Genomic DNA, 16486 nt, shown 5'->3' with positions numbered 1-16486 from the left:
CTTCGGGCATGGGCTTCGACAGGCTCAGCCCGAGCGGGAGAGGGGGCGGTTTGCCCACCATGGAAGCGGAGTAGATTATGGCCGGCATGGGCGCGTTCGATTGGGCTGATCCGTTCCTGCTCGATGAGCAGTTGAGTGAGGACGAGCGGATGGTGCGCGATAGCGCGCGCGCCTACGCGCAGGAGAAGCTGGCTCCGCGGATCATTGACGCCTTCGCCAACGAGCATACCGATCCAGCGATCTTCCGCGAGATGGGCGAGCTCGGGCTGCTCGGCCCGACGATCCCCGAGGAATATGGCGGGGTAGGTGCGAGCTACGTCGCCTACGGGCTGGTTGCGCGCGAGGTGGAACGGATCGACTCGGGCTACCGCTCGATGATGAGCGTCCAGTCGAGCCTCGTCATGTACCCGATCAACGCCTACGGCTCGGAGGCGCAGAAGCGGAAGTACCTGCCGAAGCTGGCGAGCGGCGAGTGGATCGGCTGCTTCGGGCTGACCGAGCCCGATGCCGGCTCCGATCCGGGCGGCATGAAGACGCGCGCGGTTAAGACCGACGGCGGCTATCGCATTTCTGGCAGCAAGACGTGGATTTCGAACGCGCCGATCGCCGACGTCTTCGTCGTCTGGGCGAAGAGCGACGCGCACGGGGGCGGCATCCGTGGCTTCGTGCTCGAAAAGGGCATGAAGGGGCTGTCGGCGCCGAAGATCGAGGGCAAGCTGAGCCTGCGCGCGTCGATCACCGGCATGATCGTGATGGACGAGGTGGAAGTCGGCGAGGACGCGCTGCTGCCCGACGTTCAGGGGCTGAAGGGGCCGTTCGGCTGCCTCAACCGTGCACGCTACGGGATTTCGTGGGGGGCGCTCGGTGCGGCGGAATTCTGCTTTCACGCGGCGCGTCAGTACGGGCTCGACCGGCAGCAGTTCGGCCGGCCGCTCGCGGCGACGCAGCTCTACCAGAAGAAGCTGGCCGACATGGAGACGGAGATCGCACTCGGTCTGCAGGCGTCCTTACGCGTCGGGCGGCTGATGGACGAGGGGCGGTTCGCGCCCGAGATGGTCTCGATCGTCAAGCGCAACAACGTCGGCAAGGCGCTCGATATCGCGCGCGTCGCGCGCGACATGCATGGCGGCAACGGCATCTCGGGCGAATATCAGGTGATGCGCCACGTGATGAACCTCGAGACGGTCAACACCTACGAGGGCGCGCACGACGTTCACGCGCTGATCCTGGGCCGGGCGATCACGGGGATCGCGGCGTTCTGAGCCATGCGTGAGACTCCGCTGCGCGGCATCAAGGTCGTCGAGCTCGCGCGCATCCTGGCGGGGCCGTGGGCAGGGCAGATCCTCGCCGATCTCGGCGCCGAGGTGATCAAGGTCGAAAGCCCCGCGGGCGACGATACGCGTACCTGGGGGCCCCCGTTCGTCGATCACGACGGCGAGCGCGCCGCGGCTTATTATCACGCCTGCAATCGCGGCAAGACCGGCATGGTCGCGGATTTCACCAATCCAGACGATGTCGCCCAGGTGAAGGCGCTGATCACGGACGCCGATGTCGTGATCGAGAACTTCAAGGTCGGTGGACTGGCCAAATACGGCCTCGATTACGCGAGCCTGGCGGCCGAGCATCCGCGGCTCGTCTATTGCTCGATCACCGGCTTCGGACAGGACGGGCCCTATGCCGCGCGCGCCGGCTACGATTTCATCGTCCAGGGAATGGGCGGGATCATGTCGCTGACCGGCGAGCCGAACGGCGCACCGCAGAAGATCGGCGTTGCTTTCGCTGACATCATGACCGGGCTGTACGCGGCGATCGGCATCCAGGCGGCGCTGTTGATGCGGTCGCGGACGGGCAGGGGGCAGCAGGTCGACTGTGCCTTGCTCGACACGATGGTTGGCGTGCTCGCCAACCAGGCGGCGAACTATTTCGCAAGCGGTGAGAACCCGCCGCGGATGGGCAACGCGCACGCGAACGTCAGCCCCTATGCGGTGTTTCCGACGCGCGATGGCTGGTTCATTCTGGCGGTGGGGAACGACGCGCAATATCACCGCTTCGCCGGCATCGTCGGGATCGCGCCCGATGCGCGGTGGGACAGCAATGCCGGGCGGATCGAGCATCGCGACGCGCTGTTCGCGCTGATCGAGGAACGCTGTCGGCAGTTCGATCGCGACGATCTGCTCGCGCGGCTCGAAGCCGCGGGCGTGCCGGCGGGGCCAATCAATACGGTGGCGCAGGCGTTGAACGATCCGCAGGTCGCCGCGCGCGGGATGGTGCTGGCGCCGAATGCAATGCGGCCGATCGCCGGGTTGCGGACGCCAATCCAGTTTTCAAACGCTGATCTATCCCTCGACCGCGGCGCACCGCCTCTCACACGTTAGGCGACACGCCCCGCCATAACTTTTGTTGTGCTCCCTGCCGCAGCGCGATACCTCCTGCCGGAAACGTAACCAGGAGAGAGCATCCGTGAGCACGCCACCCCTCGCCGGCATCCGCATCGTCGAATTCGCCGGTATCGGCCCGGGGCCGTTCGCCGGCATGATGCTCGCCGATCACGGCGCGGAGGTGATCCGCATCGATCGACCCGGCAAGCCGCAGGGTAATGCGGTGGCGGAGCAGGACCCGCTGCTGCGCAGCCGCAAGTCGATTGGGATGGACTTGAAGGACCCGAAGTCGATCGCCGCGGTGCGCAAGATCGTGAAGGGCGCCGATGCAATCATCGAGGGTTTCCGACCGGGCGTGATGGAGCGGCTTGGCCTAGGGCCGGACGTGTTGCTCGCCGACAATCCCAAGCTCGTCTACGGGCGTATGACCGGCTGGGGACAGTACGGCCCGATGGCGCCCGAGCCGGGGCATGACATCAACTATATCGCGATCTCGGGCGCGCTGCACGCGTTCGGCCGCAAGGGCGAGAAGCCGACGCCGCCGATCAACATGGTCGGCGATTTCGGCGGGGGCGGGATGTTCCTCGCCTACGGCATGCTGGCAGCATTGCTCCACGCCGCGCGGACCGGCGAGGGTCAGGTGGTCGACGCGGCGATGACCGATGGGTCGGCGGTGCTGATGACCATGATGTGGGGCTTCCGCGGCATGGGCCGTTGGAGCGACGAGCGCGGCACCAACCTGCTCGATACCGCGGCGCATTTCTACGACACGTATGAGACGAGCGACGGCAAGTTCATCTCGCTGGGCGCGATCGAGCCGCAATTCTACGCTGAGTTCCGGAAGGTGATGGGCCTCGCGGACGACAAATGGGCGGCGCAGATGGACGCGCGGCAGTGGCCCGCGTTGAAGGACGAGCTGACGCAGCTGTTCAAGACGAAGAGCCGCGACGACTGGGTCGCCGCGTTCAAGGGCCACGACGTGTGCTTTGCGCCGGTGCTTGGCTTCGATGAGGCGTATGACGATGCGCACAACAAGGCGCGCGGCACCTTCGTCGAGGCTGGCGGGATCAAGCAGCCCGCGCCGGCACCGCGCTACTCCAAGAGCGGCACGGTAGCGCCCGACATGGGCGGCAACCGCGACGACGCGGGCGTGCTGCGCAGCCTGGGCTTCGATGATGCGGAGGTCGCCGCGCTCGGCTATTGAGCGCTAGATGACGAAGCTGACGGTGAACAACGAGGCGATCGAATATCGCCTCGACCCCGCCACCCCGCTGCTGTGGGCGCTGCGCGATGCGTCGAACCTGACGGGCGCGAAGTACGGCTGCGGCACGGGGGCGTGCGGGGCGTGCACCGTCGACGTCGACGGACGTGCGGTGCGATCGTGCCAGGTGACGATCGCGTCGGTCGAGGGCAGCTTCGTGACGACGATCGAGGGGCTGTCGCGCGATCGCGCGCATCCGGTGCAGCTTGCGATGCTGGCGGAGAATGTCGTTCAGTGCGGCTATTGCATCCCCGGCATCGTCATGGCGGCAGCGGTGCTGATCAAGAACGATCGCGATCCTTCGGAGGCGAAAATCCGCCAGTCGATCACTAATCTGTGCCGCTGCGGCGTCTATCCGCGGCTGGTGGAGGCGATCCAGCGCGCGGCGCGGGTGGCGCGCGGCGACGAGACGTTGGCGGCGGGTGCTCGGCCGGGGATCGAGCCGCGCGAGGCGGCGCGCGGCGTGCCGGCGCTGGCGCCGCGGCCGTAAGTCTGTCGGCCGCTAATCGTCACTGATGCGGCTCGTCGCGCGCGTGTCGCGCATGCGCAGGTAGACGAAGAGCGACACGCCGATCATCGCCGTGACATACCAGTAGAAGCCGCGCTCCCACCCCGCGTCCTTGAAGCGCAGCGCTACATATTCCGCGGTGCCGCCGAACAGAGTGTTGGCGAGCGCATAGGGCAGCGCGACGCCGAGCGCGCGGATATTGGCGGGAAACAGCTCCGCCTTCACCACCGCGTTGATCGAGGTGTAGCCGGTGACGATCACCAGCGCCGCCATCACGAGCAGGCCCGCGGCGAGGGGGCTTCTCACCGTTTCCAGCGTGGCGAAGATCGGATAGGTCGCGAGGCAGCCAAGAATACCGAAGCCAACCATCAGCGGCTTGCGCCCGATGCGGTCGCTCAGCGCCCCGGCGAGCGGCTGGAGGCACATGAAGACGAACAGCGTCGCGGCGTTGATGCGGCTCGCCATTGCGCGATCGAACCCGCTGGTGTTGACCAGGAACTTCTGCATGTAGATCGAGTACGCATAGAAGGCGAGCGTGCCGCCGGCGGTGAGCAGCATGACCGTCGCCGTCTCGCGCGGGTGCTGCGTCACCAGCGTCCAGAACCCCGACTTGGGCCCCTCGGCGCGCTTGAAGCTCTCCGTCTCGGCGAGCCCACGGCGGATGCGGAACACGACGATCGCGAGCACGCCACCGATCGCGAAAGGGATGCGCCAGCCCCAGGCGTCGAGTGCCGCCTCGCTCATCGTCGATTGCAGCAACAGCAGGACAAGCAGCGCGACGAGTTGCCCCGCGATCAGCGTGACGTACTGGAAGCTCGAGAAGAACCCGCGGTGCTGCCTGCCCGCCATTTCGGATAGATAGGTCGCGCTCGCGCCATATTCGCCGCCGACCGACAATCCCTGCATCAGTCGCGCGACGACCAGCAGCGCGGGGGCGAGGACGCCGATCGTCTCGTACCCCGGCGTGACCGCGATCAGGAACGAGCCCGCGCACATCAACGTCACCGACAGCGTCAGCCCCGCCTTGCGGCCGCGGCGATCGGCATAGATGCCCATGATCCACGCCCCGATTGGGCGCATCACGAAGCCCACCGCGAAGACCGCGGCGGCGCTGAGCAGCTGCGCGGTGCGATCGCCTTCAGGAAAGAAATGCGGCGCGAAATATAAGGTGAACGCCGAATAGGCGTACCAATCGTACCATTCGACGAGATTGCCGGTCGATCCGCCGACGATCGACTTGAGCCGCGGGTTCATGGTGCGACCTCGCCATCGGGCAGGTTCTCGATCGGCGGCAGCCGCCCGGCGAGCGCGGCGTCGAGCTGCGCGCGGTCGAGCTCCCCCTCCCAGCGTGCAACGACGAGCGTCGCGACCGCATTGCCGACGAAGTTGGTGAGGCTGCGGCATTCGGACATGAAGCGGTCGACGCCGAGGATCAGCGCCATGCCGGCGACGGGAACCGCGGGCACGATCGACAGCGTCGCGGCGAGCGTGATGAAGCCCGCGCCCGTGACGCCGGCCGCCCCTTTCGACGATAGCATCGCGACGGCAAGGAGCAGCAGCTGATCGCCAAGCGACAGATCGGTGTTGGTCGCCTGCGCGATGAACAGCGCCGCGAGCGTCATGTAGATGTTGGTGCCGTCGAGGTTGAACGAATAGCCCGCCGGCACGACGAGCCCGACGATGGATTTCGGCGCGCCGGCGCGCTGCATCTTCTCGATCAGCGCCGGCAGTGCCGCCTCGGACGATGATGTGCCGAGGACGAGTAGCAGCTCGGCCTTCAGATAGACGATGAGGCGCAGGATCGAGAAGCCGCACATCCAGGCGACCGTTCCAAGTACGAGCAAGACGAACAGCAGCGAAGTGAGATAGAAGGTCGCGACGAGCCCGGCGAGGTTGGCGAGCGTGCCGACGCCATAGGTAGCGATGGTGAATGCCATTGCGCCGAACGCGCCGATCGGCGCCGCGCGCATCAGGATCGAGACGAGCTTGAACACCGCGATCGAGATATCCTCGAGCACCGATACGATACGGTCTCCCCGATCTCCGATCGAGGCGAGCGCAATGCCGAACAGTATCGCGACGAACAGCACCTGGAGGATGTTGCCGGCGGTGAGCGCGGAGACGAACGTGTCCGGGATGACCGACAGCAGGAAGCCGGTCAGCGTCGTTTCGTGCGCCTTCGCGGCATAGCCCGATACGGCGCCGGCATCGAGCGTTGCTGGATCGATGTTGAGCCCCGCGCCCGGCCGCACGACGTTGGCAACGATCAGTCCGACGATGAGCGCGAGCGTGGAGAAGAACAGGAAATAGCCGAACGCCTTGGCGGCGACGCGGCCGACGCGGGCGAGATCGCGCATCCCGGCGATGCCGGTGACGATGGTGAGGAAAATGACCGGCGCGATGATCATCTTGACGAGCTTGATGAAGCCATCGCCCAGCGGCTTCAGCGTGGCGCCGGCATCGGGAAAGAAGTGGCCGATCGCGACACCGAGCGCGATCGCGATCAGCACCTGGACGTAGAGCTGCCGATACCATGGCAGCGGCATGCGCGGGGTGGCGGTTGTTTCCGGTAGCATGTCTCGTCGATCCCCCCGCCGTCGGCTCGGCTATGCGACGGCGTGCCAGCAAAAAAGAGTTGATGCAAAGGGGTGATCGGCTCGAAAGGACGATGAAAGGAGAGGGGCCATTCGAAGCCTGTTGATCGCCAACCGCGGCGAAATCGCGATCCGCATCGCGCGCACTGCCTCTGCGCTGGGCATCGAGACCGTCGCGATCCATTCCGCCGACGATGCCGACGCGCTGCACGTCGCAGCCGCCGATCGCGCGATCGCGTTGGCGGGTGAGGGGCCGGCGGCGTATCTCGACATCGCGGCCATTGTCGCGACGGCGCGTGACGCGGGGTGCGATGCGGTGCATCCCGGCTACGGCTTCCTTAGCGAGAACGCCGACTTCGCCGCGGCATGTGCGGCGGCCGGGCTGACGTTCGTCGGGCCCGACGCGCGCTTGCTGGCGCTGTTCGGCGACAAGGCGGCCGCGAAGCGCCACGCAGCCGGGGCCGGGGTACCGGTGCTAGCCGAAGGCGACGCAGCGGCCGGGGCGGTCATCGTCAAGGCGGTGGCGGGGGGCGGCGGCCGTGGCATCCGTGTGGTGACCGATCGCGTGACGCTGCCCGCGCAGATCGCAGCGGCCGGCGCAGAGGCGCTGGCGGCGTTCGGATCGGACGACGTGATCGTCGAGCGCTACATTCCTGATGCCAAGCATATCGAGGTGCAGCTGGCGGGCGATGCAGCGGGGCGGATCGTCGCGTTCGGTACGCGCGACTGCACGGTGCAGCGGCGGCACCAGAAGGTGATCGAGATCGCTCCGGCGCACACTTTGGATGATGCACTGCGCGGGCGGATCGAGGAGGCGGCGCTGCGGCTGCTCGAGGACACAGGCTACGTCGGGCTCGCGACCGCGGAGTTCCTCGTCGATCGCACCCGCGCCGCCGACGACGCGGAGGCGTTCGCGTTTCTCGAGATCAATCCGCGCCTCCAGGTCGAACATACCGTCACCGAAGAGGTGTACGGGATCGATCTCGTGGCGTTGCAACTGCGGCTCGCGATGGGCGCGCCGCTGCCGCCGGCCTCGCCCGCGGCGCGCGGGGTGGCGGTGCAGATGCGCGTCAACGCCGAAACGATCGGACCCGACGGCGTAGCGCGGGCTGTCGGCGGTGCGGTGTCGCGGCTCGACTCGCCGGGTGGGCCTGGGATACGGATCGACAGCGCGATCGCGATCGGCACAGCGGCGAACCCGCGCTTCGATCCGCTGGTCGCCAAGCTGATCGTGCACGGGCCCGATTGGGCGACGACGCTCGCGCGCGCACGGCGCGCGGTGGCGGAGTATCGCATCGCCGGAATGGCGACGAACCTGCCGCTGCTCGCGACGCTCCTCGATCGCGCGGAGGTGGCAACGGGCGAGGTCAACACGCGCTGGTTCGACGAGAATATCGCCACCCTGGCGCCGCCAGTAGCCACCGAGAGCATGGCGGCGGACGCGGAGGCGATCGCGGCGCCGCTGGCGGGCGTCGTCATCCAGATCATTGCGGCGGTGGGCGACCGCATCGCGAGGGGCGCCGAAGTGGGCACGATCGAGGCGCTGAAGATGCAGCACGCGGTCGTTGCGCAACGCGGCGGGGTGGTCCGCGCGATCGCGGCGGCGGCGGGACAGGTGATCGACGAGGGCGCGCCGTTCCTTCACTTCAACGCGGCGGATGACGACGGTGGTGAGGTTCAGGCAGCGGCGACCGTCGATCCCGACCTGATCCGCGCCGATCTTGCCGAGGTGCGCGAGCGGCATGCGCTCGGGCTGGACGAGAACCGGCCGGCATCGGTCGAACGGCGCCGCAAGACGGGCCAGCGCACCGCGCGCGAGAATATCGCCGACCTGTTCGACGAGGGTAGCTTCATCGAATATGGCGCGCTGACGATCGCGGCGCAGCGCCGGCGCCGCAGCCTCGACGATCTGATGCGCAACACGCCTGCCGACGGGATGATCGGCGGGATCGGTACCGTCAACGCCGCCGACCACGGCGAGGAGGCGGCCAAGTGCCTTGGCCTTGCCTATGACTATACGGTGTTGGCGGGGACGCAGGGGCACAACAATCACCGCAAGACCGACCGCCTGCTCGGCATCGCAGGTGACCTGAAGCTGCCGATCGTCTTCTACACCGAGGGCGGCGGCGGGCGGCCGGGCGACGTCGATTCGGTCGGCGCGACCGGGCTCGACGTGCCGACGTTCAAGAGCTTCGCCGCGCTGTCGGGCGTCGCGCCGCGGATCGGGATCACGTCAGGCTATGCCTTCGCCGGCAATGCGGTGCTGTTCGGCAGCTGCGACATCACCATCGCGACGCGCGATGCGCATATCGGCGTCGGTGGGCCGGCGATGATCGAGGGGGGCGGGCTCGGCGTCTATTCGCCGAAGGAAGTGGGGCCGGTCGACGTGCACTGGGCGAGCGGCGCCATCGACGTGCTCGCCGCAGACGAGGCGGAAGCGACCGATCTCGCGCGTCGGCTGCTGTCGTTCTTCCAGGGGCGGGTGCAGGGCGGTAGCGCGCCCGACCAGCGCCTGCTGCGCCACGTCGTGCCTGAGGACCGGCTGCGCGTGTTCGATGTGCGGCGCGCAATCGACGGACTGTTCGATACGGGAAGCTTCATCGAACTGCGCGGCGGCTATGCCAAGGGGATGATCACCGGGCTCGCCCGGCTCGACGGGCGCGCGGTCGGCGTGATCGCCAACGACTGCCGCTACCTCTCGGGTGCGGTCGACGCCGAGGGAGCGGACAAGGCGGCGCGGTTCTTCCAGCTGTGCGATGCGTTCGGCGTGCCGATCGTGTCGTTGTGCGATACGCCTGGATTCATGGTGGGGCCGGAAGCGGAGAAGAGCGCGCCGATCCGCCGCGCGTCGCGCATGTTCATCGTCGGTGCGGCGCTCGGCGTGCCGGTGTTCACCGTCGTGCTGCGCAAGGCCTATGGGCTCGGCGCGCAGGCAATGGCGGGGGGATCGCTCCACGCTGGACCATTCACGGTGGCGTGGCCGACGGGGGAGTTCGGCGGCATGGGGCTCGAGGGCGCGGTGCGACTGGGATACCGCAAGGAACTGGAGGCGATCGACGATCCGATCGCGCGCGACGAACGCTACCGCGAGCTGGTGGCGAGCTCCTACGCGCGCGGCAAGGCCGTCTCGGTCGCGCAATATCTTGAGATCGACGCGGTGATCGATCCCGCCGACACGCGCACCTGGCTGCTGCGCGGCCTCGCTTCGACCCCTGTGCGGCGATCGGGCCGCTACATCGATACCTGGTAGGATAGTGGACGATGATCGAGCTTTACCATTGCGCCGACGCGCGATCGTTCCGCCCGCTATGGGCGCTGGAGGAGATGCGACTGCCGTACCGGCTGCACCTTTTGCCCTTCCCACCGCGCGTGCGCGAGCCGGCGTACCTCGACGTCAATCCGCTGGGGACGATCCCGCTGCTGGTCGACGGTGCGACGCGGATGAGCGAATCGGCGGCGATGCTAGAATATCTGGCAGTGCGGCACGGGCCGAGCGACCTCGCCGTCGCGCCGGACGACGCGGATTACGGCGCGTGGCTCAACTGGCTGCACTTCGGCGAGGCGACGCTGACCTTCCCGCAGACTTTGGTGCTGCGCTACCGCATGCTCGAGTCGCCGGAGCGACGCTTGCCGCAGGCCGCCGACGACTACGCGCAGTGGTTCCACTCGCGGCTACGCCACGTCGAGCGCGCGCTCGACGGGCGTGACTGGTTGGTCGGCGATCGCTTCACCATGGCCGATATCTCGGTTGGCTACGCGCTGTTGCTCGCCAAGAGCCTCAAGATCGACAACGGCTTCCCGCCGGCGACCGCAGCCTATTGGGAGCGGCTCAGGGCGCGCGAGGGCTTCGCGCGCGCCAAGGCGGCGCAGAAGGGCGAGCTGGCGGTCTAACGCGCGGCGAGCTTGCGCAGCGCGCGGGCGATCCGCTCAGGTGCCTGCGCGCCGCTGATCACGAACTCGCGATCGATCACCATCGTCGGCACCGCCGTGATCCCTTCGGCGCGCCACGCGATTTCGTCGTCGTGAACCGCGGTGGCGTAGCGACCCTTGGCGAGGACCTCGATCGCCTCGGCTCGGTCGAGACCCACGTCTGCCGCGGCGTCGGCGAGGACGGCGTGATCGGACACGTTGCGGCCGTGCGTGAAATGCGCGGCGAGCAGGGCGTGCTTGAGCGCGCGCTGCTGGCCTTTTTCGCAGGCCCAGTGGAGCAGGCGGTGCGCGTCGAACGTGTCGTAGAGCCGGTCGGGGCGGCCGGCCAAGGACACGCCGGCTTCCTCCGCAGCAGCGCGCACCGCGCCGCCGCGCGTGCGTGCCTCGTCGGGCGTGATGCCGTACTTGCGCGCCATATTGTCCGCGACCGCCTCCCCCTCGGGCGGCAGGCCGGGATTAAGCTGCAGCGGGTGGAAGACGAGATCGACGCTCACCTCGTCCGCCACTTGGGCCAGCGCGCGTTCGAGGTTGGCGAGGCCGATCAGGCACCACGGGCAGACGACGTCGGAGACGAAGTCGATCCGCAGCCGGCGGGAGGGTGCGGCTTCGGCGCTCATGGCCGCGCCACGCTCTCGATCGCGGCGACGATCTGCGGCACCAGCTCGACCGGCAAATTATGGCCCATGCCGGGGATCTCGACGAGTCGCGCACCCGGGATGCTCGACGCGGTATCGCGCCCGCCCTCGACCGGAACGAGCGGATCGGCGGCGCCGTGGACGACGACCGTCGGCGCCTTGATCGCCTTCAGCCGCCGGCGCCGGTCGCCGTCGGCGATGATCGCGGCCATCTGGCGTGCGAAGCCGTCGGGGTAGGTCGATCGCTCGATCGTCTCGCGCACGCGGGTCGCGAGGACATCCGGCGCAACGGGATAGGCCGGGCTGCCGGTGACCTGCGCCGCGCGGATGCCATGCGCGACGAGCGCGTCGATATCGGTCGTCTTGGGCCGATTGACGAGCACGTCCATCGCCTCGCGGGTCGCGCGCGGCAGCGCGGGATTGCCCGTCGTCGACATGATCGAGGTGAGCGACAGTGTGCGATCGGGATAGGTCGCCGCAACGAGCTGCGCGATCATCCCGCCCATCGACGCGCCGACGATGTGCGCCTGGTGCACGTCGAGGTGATCAAGCAGGCCGATCGCATCGGCGGCCATGTCGCCGAGCGTATAGGCGACACGCGGCTGCATGCGCAACAGCCGCTGCATCATCATCAGCCCGAGGCGCGGACGGCCGGCGCGGTCGAGCTTGGTCGACAGGCCGACATCGCGATTGTCGTAACGCACGACGTGGAAACCGCGCGCGACCAGCGCCTCGACCAGCGGCAACGGCCATAACGTCAGCTGCGCGCCAAGCCCCATGACGAGCAGGATGGTGGGATCGGCGGGATCGCCGAAGCTTTCGTATTCGAGTTCGATGCCGTTCGCGCGCGCCTTCATGGCCTCTCCCTCACGCCGTGACGATGGTGCCAGCCTCCACCCGAACGGGCCACGGCGTCAAGCGCGTGCCGGGGCACGGACCGCCGAGGCACGCGCCGCTCTCCGGATCGAACAGCGCGCCGTGCCAGCTGCACACGATGCGATCGTCGGCAACGTAATCGTCGAGCTTCTGCGCGAGCGGCAGCCCCATGTGCGGGCAGCGGTCGACGTAGCCGAACGCGGCATCGCCGCGGCGGACGACGAAGCCGTGGAAGCGGCCGGCACGCATCTCGAGGACGAAGCCGCGCGCGGCACCCTCGGCGATCTGATCGAGCGCACCGAGTGTGACGCCGGCAGGCGTCGTGGTGAGCCGCTCGGTCAGGGCAGGCGTGCCTTGGGGAAATCGGCCCAGCAGGCGTCGTAATCGGGCTGGGCATGTTCCAGCGCGAAGGCCGTCGGGCGATACGGCCAGCAGCTCTCGAGCATGAACGCCATCGTGCCACCGATCTTGTGCGGTTTCAGATCGGCATTGGAGGCGGCGTCCCACGTCGCCTTGTCCGGCCCGTGACCACTCAGCAGATTGTGGAGCGAGAGCCCGCCGGGGCGGAACCCCTCGGCCTTGGCGTCATAGGCGCCGGTGATGAGGCCCATCGCTTCGGACATGATGTTGCGGTGGAACCAGGGCGGGCGGAACGTATCCTCCGCCACCATCCAGCGCGGCGGGAAGATCACGAAATCGGCGTTGGCGCGGCCCGGCACGTCCGACGGCGAAGTCAGCACGGTGAAGATTGACGGATCGGGATGGTCGAAGCTGACGGTGTTGATGGAGTTGAAATGGGCCAGATCGTAGCGCCACGGCGCGAGATTGCCGTGCCACGCGACGACATCGAGCGGCGAGTGATGAAGCTCGGTACGCCACAGGCTACCGAGATATTTCTGGATCACCTCGACCTGCTCGTCGCGATCCTCGAACCAGGCGTCGGGGGTTTCGAAATCGCGCGGGTTGGCGAGGCCGTTGGCCCCGATCGGCCCGAGATCGGGCAGGCGGAACATCGCGCCGTGGTTTTCCATCACATAGCCGCGCGCCAGGCCATCGGGCAGAAGCGCGCGGAAGCGCACGCCGCGCGGCACGAGTGCGATCTGACCGGTTTCGATGTCGATGCGGCCAAGCTCGGTGAGTAGCGTCAGCCGACCTTCCTGTGGCACGAAGAGCAATTCGCCGTCGGCATCGACGAAGACGCGGTTCTCCATGTCGCGGTCAGCGGCATAGATGTGGATCGCGACGCCTTCGAGATCGGCGGGATCGCGGTTCGCCAGCATCGTCGTCATGCCATCGATCAGGTCGACGTTGCCGATCGGGGCGACGGGATCCCAGCGCAGGCGGTTAGGTGCGAGCGGCTCCTTGACGGTGCCCGGCGCGAAGCGTGGTGCGCCATCGTAGCGGGTGAAGGGCGGGTGCTCGGCCGAGGGACGCAGGCGATAGAGCCATGAGCGGCGATTCTCGTGGCGCGGCGCGGTGAAGGCGGTGCCCGAGAGCTGTTCCGCGTAGAGCCCGTATGGCGGCTTCTGCGGCGAGTTGCGACCGATGGGCAGGGCGCCGGGCACCGCTTCGGTCGAGACATGGTTGCCGAAGCCGGGGGTGTAGGCGGAACTGTTCGCGCGGGTTGCAGTGTCGCTGAGCATCCTCACCTCGGGCGGGTTCTTGTTTATGTTACGCGTATCGGGTGGTGTGGCTCGCCGGCGCGTCAGACGCGGCAAAGCCGCGCCCTGTGCGCCGGCTATGCCGCGCTGGCCGGTCGGGTCCGAGCGCCTTTGCGCTCGCGTCCGGTCGATGCTTACGCATCGACCTTGATGACGCCCCGACGGATCTGGTCGAGCTCGATCGACTCGAACAGCGCCTGAAAGTTGCCGTTGCCGAAGCCTTCGTTGCCCTTGCGCTGAATGATCTCAAAGAAGATCGGGCCGAACATGTTCTCGGTGAAGATCTGGAGCAGGATGCCCTCGCCATTCTCGATCGAGCCGTCGAGCAGGATGCGGTTCTTGCGCAGCCGCTCGAGATCCTCGCCGTGGCCGGGGACGCGCTTGTCGACCAGCTCGTAATAGGTCTCGATCGTGTCCTGCAGCTTCACTCCGCGGGCACGCAGCCGCTCGACGGTGTCGTAGATGTCGTCGGTGGTCAGCGCGAGGTGCTGGATGCCTTCGCCCTGATATTCGCGGATGAATTCCTCGATCTGCGAATTGTCGTCCTGGCTCTCGTTCAGCGGGATACGGATCGCCTTGTCGGGCGCGATCATCGCCTGGCTGAACAGGCCCGTCGCCTTGCCCTTGATGTCGAAATACTTCTGCTCCTCGAAATTGAAGAGCGTGCGGTAGAACTGGCTCCATACCTGCATTTGGCCGCGGCGAACGTTGTGGGTAAGGTGATCGAGCAGGTCGAGCCCGACGTTGTTCTTGGCCTCGGCCTCCTGCCAGCCCGGATATTCCGCCCAATTGGCATAGAGATCCACGCCGTCCTTGATGAAATAAAGGTACGAGCCGCCGATCCCCTTGATGACGGTATCGTCCTCGTCGGTCAGCTCGGCGCCGTTGGCGACCGCCCACTCGACCGCCTTGGCCGGATCGGCGACGCGGAACGCCATCGCGCTGGCCGAGGCGCCGTGTTCGTTGCGGAACTGCTTCACCCGGCCCGCCTCGTCGCGGTTGAGCATCAGGTTGATGCGGCCCTGCTTGTAGCGCGTGATGTTCTTGGTCGGGTGGCGATGCGTCGCGACGAAGCCGAGCTGCTCGAACTGTCGCGCCATCGCGTCGGGATCGGGCGAGGTGAATTCGACGAATTCGAAGCCGTTGAGGCCGAGCGGGTTGGACGAAGAGTTTGGCGCGATATCGGCGGTCGGCGTGTCGAGCGAAATGGCGGTGGACATGACGGCACCCTCATCTGGTATCATTTGAAACGATCATCGCGCCTTGAGCGGATCGTGTCAAATGCTACCGCTGGCATCATGACCAACCAGCTCGTGCTCGACCGGTTCCTGCCGTATCGCCTCTCGATCACGTCGAACCTCGTCAGCGATCGCATCGCGCGCGCTTACGAATCGCTGTTCGGGCTGACCATCCCCGAGTGGCGGCTCGTCGCGGTGGTGGCGGAGGCGGCGGCGATCACCCAGGCCGAGATCGGCGAACGGACGCGGATGGACAAGGTGACGGTGAGTCGCGCTGCGATCGCGCTCGTCGATCGCGGGCTGCTGATGCGCGCGCCCAACCCCGGCGACAAGAGATCGCACCATCTGTCGCTGACCAGCGCGGGGCGGGACCTCTACGCCAGCGTCGCGCCGAAGGCGATCGAGCTGGAGGCGAAGGTGTTCGCGCGCTTCACCAAGGCCGAACTCGACGGCTTCGTTGCGATGCTGCGGCGGATCGACGCCGCGGCGCTGGAGGAATGACGATGGACGACGCGCCGCTGATCGCCGGGGTCGAACTGGGCGGCACCAAGTGCATCGTCATCCTGGCGAGCGGGCCGGAGGCGGTTCACGAGCGCGTCGAGCTGCCGACGACCAAGCCCGACGAGACGCTGGCGGCGATCGAAGCGGTGATCGACGGCTGGCGCGGCTATGCGGCGCTCGGCATCGCGAGCTTCGGGCCGGTATCGATCGATCCCAAAGCGGGCGACTATGGCCGCATCAGCTCGACGCCCAAGCCGGGCTGGGCGGGTACCGACGTGGCGCGCAGGCTGGCGGCACGATACGGCGTGCCGACGAGGTTCCACAGCGACGTCGTCGGCGCGGCGCTTGGCGAAGCGCGATGGGGCGCGGCGGCGGGGCTCGACGATCTCGCCTATGTCACCGTGGGGACCGGAATCGGTGTAGGGTTGGTTGCGCACGGGCGACCCGTCGATGGCCTGACGCACAGCGAGCTCGGCCACGTTCGCCCGCAACGCCTCGCCGGCGACGATTGGAGCGGGGTGTGCCCGTTCCACGGCGCCTGTGTCGAAGGACTCGCATCGGGGCCCGCGATCGCCGCGCGTAGCGGGATCAAGGGGGAGGAACTGCCGCCCGATCATCCGGCGTGGGACGGCGTGGTGCACGCGCTGGCGCAGATGCTGCACATGGTGGTGCTGACCGGCGTGCCGCGCCGCATCGTGGTGGGCGGCGGCGTGATGGTGGGAAGCCAGTTCCTGTTCCCGCGCGTGCGCGCCGCGCTGCGTCAGTCGCTTGGCGGCTATATCGCGATACCCGAGGTGGAAGACGTCGATACGTTCATCGTGCCGCCAGCGCTGGGCAACAACGCAGGGCCGCTCGGGGCGATCGTACTTGGCCAGCAGGCGCTGTCGCACGCCTGACGCAAAGG

The 16486-nt window shown here is 67.6% G+C and carries 15 protein-coding genes; 8 read left to right on the top strand and 7 right to left on the bottom strand.

Features of this window, described 5'->3' with window-relative positions; genetic code table 11:
- Nucleotides 1–77: 77 nt before the first annotated feature.
- The 4 genes from B7L05_RS08165 (at nucleotide 78) to B7L05_RS08150 (ending at nucleotide 4129) form a co-directional block, all read left to right on the top strand.
- Complete coding sequence (locus B7L05_RS08165) at nucleotides 78–1262, top strand: acyl-CoA dehydrogenase (protein ID WP_085809768.1); 1185 nt, start codon at nucleotides 78–80, stop codon at nucleotides 1260–1262.
- A 3-nt stretch (nucleotides 1263–1265) separates the two neighbouring features.
- Nucleotides 1266–2375 carry a CaiB/BaiF CoA-transferase family protein gene (locus B7L05_RS08160; protein WP_085809767.1) on the top strand — a complete coding sequence of 370 codons (1110 nt, stop codon included), beginning with the start codon at nucleotides 1266–1268 and terminating at the stop codon, nucleotides 2373–2375.
- Between the two features lie 85 nt (nucleotides 2376–2460).
- Nucleotides 2461–3582: a CaiB/BaiF CoA-transferase family protein gene (locus tag B7L05_RS08155; protein WP_085809766.1), complete on the top strand. Its 1122-nt coding sequence runs from the start codon at nucleotides 2461–2463 to the stop codon at nucleotides 3580–3582.
- Between the two features lie 7 nt (nucleotides 3583–3589).
- A complete protein-coding gene (locus B7L05_RS08150; protein WP_085809765.1) occupies nucleotides 3590–4129 on the top strand; it encodes a (2Fe-2S)-binding protein in 540 nt (179 codons plus the stop codon).
- 12 nt (nucleotides 4130–4141) lie between these two features.
- On the opposite strand, the gene B7L05_RS08145 is transcribed toward B7L05_RS08150, so the two are convergent.
- Both B7L05_RS08145 and B7L05_RS08140 read right to left on the bottom strand, forming a co-directional pair.
- Nucleotides 4142–5401 (bottom strand): MFS transporter, encoded by a 1260-nt coding sequence (locus tag B7L05_RS08145; protein WP_085809764.1) that lies wholly within the window; start codon nucleotides 5399–5401, stop codon nucleotides 4142–4144.
- Nucleotides 5398–6723, bottom strand: a complete 1326-nt coding sequence (locus B7L05_RS08140; protein WP_085809763.1) for a dicarboxylate/amino acid:cation symporter — start codon at nucleotides 6721–6723, stop codon at nucleotides 5398–5400. The genes B7L05_RS08145 and B7L05_RS08140 overlap by 4 nt, the downstream gene beginning before the upstream one ends.
- 121 nt (nucleotides 6724–6844) lie before the next feature.
- Between B7L05_RS08140 and B7L05_RS08135 the strand changes: the two genes are divergently transcribed.
- On the top strand, nucleotides 6845–9991 hold the full coding sequence (locus B7L05_RS08135) for a carboxyl transferase domain-containing protein (RefSeq protein WP_218775997.1): 3147 nt from the start codon (nucleotides 6845–6847) through the stop codon (nucleotides 9989–9991).
- Nucleotides 9992–10002: 11 nt separating this feature from the next.
- Entirely contained in the window at nucleotides 10003–10632 is a 630-nt protein-coding gene (locus B7L05_RS08130; RefSeq protein ID WP_085809761.1) for a glutathione S-transferase family protein, read from the top strand.
- On the opposite strand, the gene B7L05_RS08125 is transcribed toward B7L05_RS08130, so the two are convergent.
- The 5 genes from B7L05_RS08125 to hppD form a co-directional block, all read right to left on the bottom strand.
- Nucleotides 10629–11288, bottom strand: a complete 660-nt coding sequence (locus B7L05_RS08125) for a DsbA family oxidoreductase (RefSeq protein WP_085809760.1) — start codon at nucleotides 11286–11288, stop codon at nucleotides 10629–10631. The genes B7L05_RS08130 and B7L05_RS08125 overlap by 4 nt on opposite strands.
- Nucleotides 11285–12163, bottom strand: coding sequence for an alpha/beta fold hydrolase (locus B7L05_RS08120; RefSeq protein ID WP_085809759.1), 879 nt, complete (start codon nucleotides 12161–12163; stop codon nucleotides 11285–11287). The genes B7L05_RS08125 and B7L05_RS08120 overlap by 4 nt, the downstream gene beginning before the upstream one ends.
- A gap of 10 nt (nucleotides 12164–12173) precedes the next feature.
- Nucleotides 12174–12524 (bottom strand): Rieske (2Fe-2S) protein, encoded by a 351-nt coding sequence (locus B7L05_RS08115; protein ID WP_085809849.1) that lies wholly within the window; start codon nucleotides 12522–12524, stop codon nucleotides 12174–12176.
- A complete protein-coding gene (gene hmgA, locus B7L05_RS08110) occupies nucleotides 12521–13825 on the bottom strand; it encodes a homogentisate 1,2-dioxygenase (RefSeq protein WP_085809758.1) in 1305 nt (434 codons plus the stop codon). The genes B7L05_RS08115 and hmgA overlap by 4 nt, the downstream gene beginning before the upstream one ends.
- A 152-nt stretch (nucleotides 13826–13977) precedes the next feature.
- Entirely contained in the window at nucleotides 13978–15063 is a 1086-nt protein-coding gene (gene hppD / locus B7L05_RS08105) for a 4-hydroxyphenylpyruvate dioxygenase (protein WP_085809757.1), read from the bottom strand.
- Between the two features lie 78 nt (nucleotides 15064–15141).
- Here hppD and B7L05_RS08100 point away from each other — a divergent pair, with 78 nt between their 5' ends.
- On the top strand, nucleotides 15142–15582 hold the full coding sequence (locus B7L05_RS08100; RefSeq protein ID WP_085809756.1) for a MarR family winged helix-turn-helix transcriptional regulator: 441 nt from the start codon (nucleotides 15142–15144) through the stop codon (nucleotides 15580–15582).
- A 2-nt stretch (nucleotides 15583–15584) separates the two neighbouring features.
- On the top strand, nucleotides 15585–16478 hold the full coding sequence (locus B7L05_RS08095) for an ROK family protein (RefSeq protein WP_085809755.1): 894 nt from the start codon (nucleotides 15585–15587) through the stop codon (nucleotides 16476–16478).
- Nucleotides 16479–16486 lie beyond the last annotated feature (8 nt).

The organism is Sphingomonas sp. TZW2008, assembly GCF_002117915.1.
Lineage (GTDB): Bacteria > Pseudomonadota > Alphaproteobacteria > Sphingomonadales > Sphingomonadaceae > Sphingomonas.
The sequence above is the reverse complement of the archived record's forward strand: the minus strand, read 5'-3'. Positions and strand labels throughout refer to the sequence as shown.

Bases quoted from the DNA above. Each gene is read 5' to 3' on its own strand.
- B7L05_RS08125 (WP_085809760.1), bottom strand. From the start codon at position 11,288: ATGAGCGCCGAAGCCGCACCCTCCCGCCGGCTGCGGATCGACTTCGTC.
- B7L05_RS08160 (WP_085809767.1), top strand. From the start codon at position 1,266: ATGCGTGAGACTCCGCTGCGCGGCATCAAGGTCGTCGAGCTCGCGCGC.
- B7L05_RS08145 (WP_085809764.1), bottom strand. From the start codon at position 5,401: ATGAACCCGCGGCTCAAGTCGATCGTCGGCGGATCGACCGGCAATCTC.
- B7L05_RS08120 (WP_085809759.1), bottom strand. From the start codon at position 12,163: ATGAAGGCGCGCGCGAACGGCATCGAACTCGAATACGAAAGCTTCGGC.
- hmgA (WP_085809758.1), bottom strand. From the start codon at position 13,825: ATGCTCAGCGACACTGCAACCCGCGCGAACAGTTCCGCCTACACCCCC.
- B7L05_RS08130 (WP_085809761.1), top strand. From the start codon at position 10,003: ATGATCGAGCTTTACCATTGCGCCGACGCGCGATCGTTCCGCCCGCTA.
- B7L05_RS08100 (WP_085809756.1), top strand. From the start codon at position 15,142: ATGACCAACCAGCTCGTGCTCGACCGGTTCCTGCCGTATCGCCTCTCG.
- B7L05_RS08095 (WP_085809755.1), top strand. From the start codon at position 15,585: ATGGACGACGCGCCGCTGATCGCCGGGGTCGAACTGGGCGGCACCAAG.
- hppD (WP_085809757.1), bottom strand. From the start codon at position 15,063: ATGTCCACCGCCATTTCGCTCGACACGCCGACCGCCGATATCGCGCCA.
- B7L05_RS08150 (WP_085809765.1), top strand. From the start codon at position 3,590: ATGACGAAGCTGACGGTGAACAACGAGGCGATCGAATATCGCCTCGAC.
- B7L05_RS08165 (WP_085809768.1), top strand. From the start codon at position 78: ATGGCCGGCATGGGCGCGTTCGATTGGGCTGATCCGTTCCTGCTCGAT.
- B7L05_RS08140 (WP_085809763.1), bottom strand. From the start codon at position 6,723: ATGCTACCGGAAACAACCGCCACCCCGCGCATGCCGCTGCCATGGTAT.